The sequence below is a fragment of the uncultured Rhodoblastus sp. genome (assembly GCF_903903185.1).
GTDB lineage: Bacteria > Pseudomonadota > Alphaproteobacteria > Rhizobiales > Beijerinckiaceae > Rhodoblastus.
Genome location: NZ_CAIUXT010000085.1, coordinates 1 through 2,565, shown reverse-complemented (window position 1 = coordinate 2,565; position 2,565 = coordinate 1). Strand labels below are relative to the sequence as shown.

The 2,565-nt window shown below is 61.9% G+C and carries 5 protein-coding genes; 1 reads left to right on the top strand and 4 read right to left on the bottom strand.

Annotated elements, in window-relative coordinates:
• The 4 genes from QZY01_RS08205 to QZY01_RS08190 all read right to left on the bottom strand — a co-directional run.
• On the bottom strand, nt 1–225 hold a 225-nt coding region (locus tag QZY01_RS08205), incomplete at its 3' end, for an MgtC/SapB family protein (RefSeq protein ID WP_294535711.1).
• Between the two features lie 350 nt (nt 226–575).
• Complete coding sequence (locus tag QZY01_RS08200; RefSeq protein WP_294535707.1) at nt 576–734, bottom strand: hypothetical protein; 159 nt, start codon at nt 732–734, stop codon at nt 576–578.
• Nucleotides 735–846: 112 nt separating this feature from the next.
• Entirely contained in the window at nt 847–1,410 is a 564-nt protein-coding gene (locus QZY01_RS08195; RefSeq protein WP_294535704.1) for a hypothetical protein, read from the bottom strand.
• 68 nt (nt 1,411–1,478) lie between these two features.
• Nucleotides 1,479–1,634 (bottom strand): hypothetical protein, encoded by a 156-nt coding sequence (locus QZY01_RS08190; protein ID WP_294535701.1) that lies wholly within the window; start codon nt 1,632–1,634, stop codon nt 1,479–1,481.
• 414 nt (nt 1,635–2,048) lie between these two features.
• On the opposite strand from QZY01_RS08190, the gene QZY01_RS08185 reads away from it, so the two are divergent.
• Nucleotides 2,049–2,565: ferric reductase-like transmembrane domain-containing protein (locus QZY01_RS08185; protein ID WP_294535699.1), on the top strand; the 517-nt coding region annotated here is incomplete at its 3' end.

Below are 2,565 nucleotides of genomic sequence, written 5' to 3'. Positions count from 1 at the left end.
GGTCACGACCTGACCGCCCAGACGCACGTCCGTGCTCTGATCGAGCAATGTGGTGAGCGAAGTGAAAGCCGCAGCTCCCAATGCGACGAGCGCATGCGTGTTGAGACCAGTATGTCTCTGTCGCAACTGGCGCTCGACGCCGATCGCCATGCCCAGTAGCAGCGCGACGATCAGCCGGGGCGCGATCGCGTAGGCGTCGGAGTCGGCTGAGAAGACATTCTGCATGCGAACAGCCGGCGCTACCCCGAGGAGATTGAGCGAAAGGCCGGAGTCGATCCGAGAAGCTGGGGAGCGATCCAATTTCTGACCGGCGCTATCCGTCGTCCCCCTCTACTTTTCATCGCTACCGTGGTTTGTCAAACCGCGCGTGTCCTGGCGCTTGCGCATTTCGGTCGTTGTTTTTTCCTTATAAAGCAGTGCAGAGTTGAAGGGCGATGCGTTCGCGGCGGCTATTGGCCCGCTCGTCCGGCCGGGAAGGCCTCGCTTCTTGTCGATTGGGTCCCGAGTTGCTCCTCGCTTCCTTCAGACCCCGCCTCGCGACGACGCCCTTGCGCTTCAATAACTCTTGGCAGCCGTCAGGCTTGGTAATACAAGACGTCATCCGCGTCCGTGGCACTTGCCGCGCGCGCCACGGCGCGTCCCATCCCGGTCACCGCCGCCACGCGGCCCATCCCGGCCACCGATGAGGCCTTCGGTTCTGCCAATAACAAAAAAACCTCACGGGTGCCGTCCAAGAGGTTCTTCTTGGAGCGAACGTCGCCCCCATCACCAGGAACTCGATTTTACGTCAGGCGGCGCGCCGTGAAAAAATCCCGGCGCGACCGACTGCGACGGCAGCCAGCAGGCTCAACGCCAGCAGCGCGGCGGCGAGCCCATAGGCGCCGCCGGGAACGTGCCCGCGCTCATTTCCAAGCAAAAATCTGGGTGAAGGTGATCAGCCCGATCATGCCGGACACGCCGCGCAAAGTGAATAGCGCGCTCTACCAGGCTCCTTTTTCGGAAACGCTGGCGAGTCGCATCGCCAGAGACTGAAAGGCCGGACCGGTCAGCCCGCACAGCGCCACATTCCGGACGAATGTAATCCCACACCTGTTCGAGGGGCGTGGAGTGGCGGACACGCTGCGCGTCTGGTTCGATGAGCGATTCCTCGCCCGTGCCGCCTGTGATCAACATGGTCGGAGACGAGCGTTCGGCCCTGCGCGCGATTTCCACCGCGGCGGCGTTGCCGGTCAGGCCGAGGCCAAACCGATCGTCGCGCTGCTCATCAAATCGAAAACGCCCGCCCTTCATCCGGGGCGAGCGTTTCTGCAAACCTTTGGAGGGGCTATCTCGCAGTGCAAAAGGCTTAGCGCTGAACCTTGACGGCGCCAAGACCCTTTCGAGCTTCAGCCAAAAAAGGTGATCTCCCAAGCGCGGTTCCTGTATTTTCTTGCATATAAGTCGCTGCCAAGCATTTTCGTGATCTATACCGATTATCGCTATCTTGGGATGCGCGCACGACAGGCATGGCGCCAGTTCTGGGCGGCGTCGTATGCATTGGTCGCGGCGAGTTGCGGGCCGGCGGTCAAGAAATTCGGCGAGTTGCCGACCGCCTCGGCGTGGTTGGTCTTCGAAATCGCTGGCTTCCTCGTCATGGCTGGGCACCCAACGGCCAGGTTTTCGTCGCGGCCCTGCCGCTGATCGCAAGACCTGCTTTTTCGGCCAAATCCATCCGCGGGCGCACCCCGATGCCGATGATAACGAAGTCGGCCTCCTTGACGCCGTCGCTCTTGGGCGCAACGGGTTGATTGCAATCACGGTATCGCCGAGATGGAACCTGACGCCATGTTCCTCATTCACCTCGCGCACGAAATAGCCCATGTCGGGCAAACCGGAATCGGCTCCAGCCCCTAGCGCCTCGTGCGATTCGGAAGGATTGCGTCCAAAACAGCTCCGGTGACGGTGACTGGTCGCGCAATATCTCCGCCTGCGCCCGTTGCCGTCTCGCGGCGCGGGCTGCATAGTTGGAATCGTAGTTTCCGACTGCGGGGGCTGTCAGGGGCAAATCCATGGACCGTTCATTCGCCGGGCGCGCGGCGCTTTGGATCGGCGCTTATCTGTTCGTCGTCCTCGCCCCGCTCTTTGCGCTCCTTCTCGGCGACCATCCTCCGGCGCGCGATTTCTGGACCGAATTCGCAGACGCAATCGCCTATGCAGGTCTCTCGATCATGGGGTTGCAATTCGGACTTACCGCCCGGTTTCGATTTATAACCCAGCCTTGGGGCGAGGACGTCATCTACTATTTCCACCGCCAGCTGACCTGGGTCGCGCTGGCGCTCGTTCTCGCCCATCCTGCGATCCTCATCTGGGTGAGGCCCGCGCGGATCGCCGCACTCAACGTGTTCGCCGCCGGGTGGCGAGTCAAATACGCGAATTTTTCGATCTATGCGCTCGTAGCGTTGACGGCGCACTCCTATGGGCGCAAGCGGATCGGTCTGTCCTACGAGGCCTGGCACGCGACCCATATCGTGCAGGCGCTGCTAGCTGTCGGCTTCGGGCTCGCGCATGCGATCGCCTTCGGCTTCT

Bases quoted from the DNA above. Each gene is read 5' to 3' on its own strand.
- QZY01_RS08190 (WP_294535701.1), bottom strand. From the start codon at position 1,634: ATGACGAGGAAGCCAGCGATTTCGAAGACCAACCACGCCGAGGCGGTC.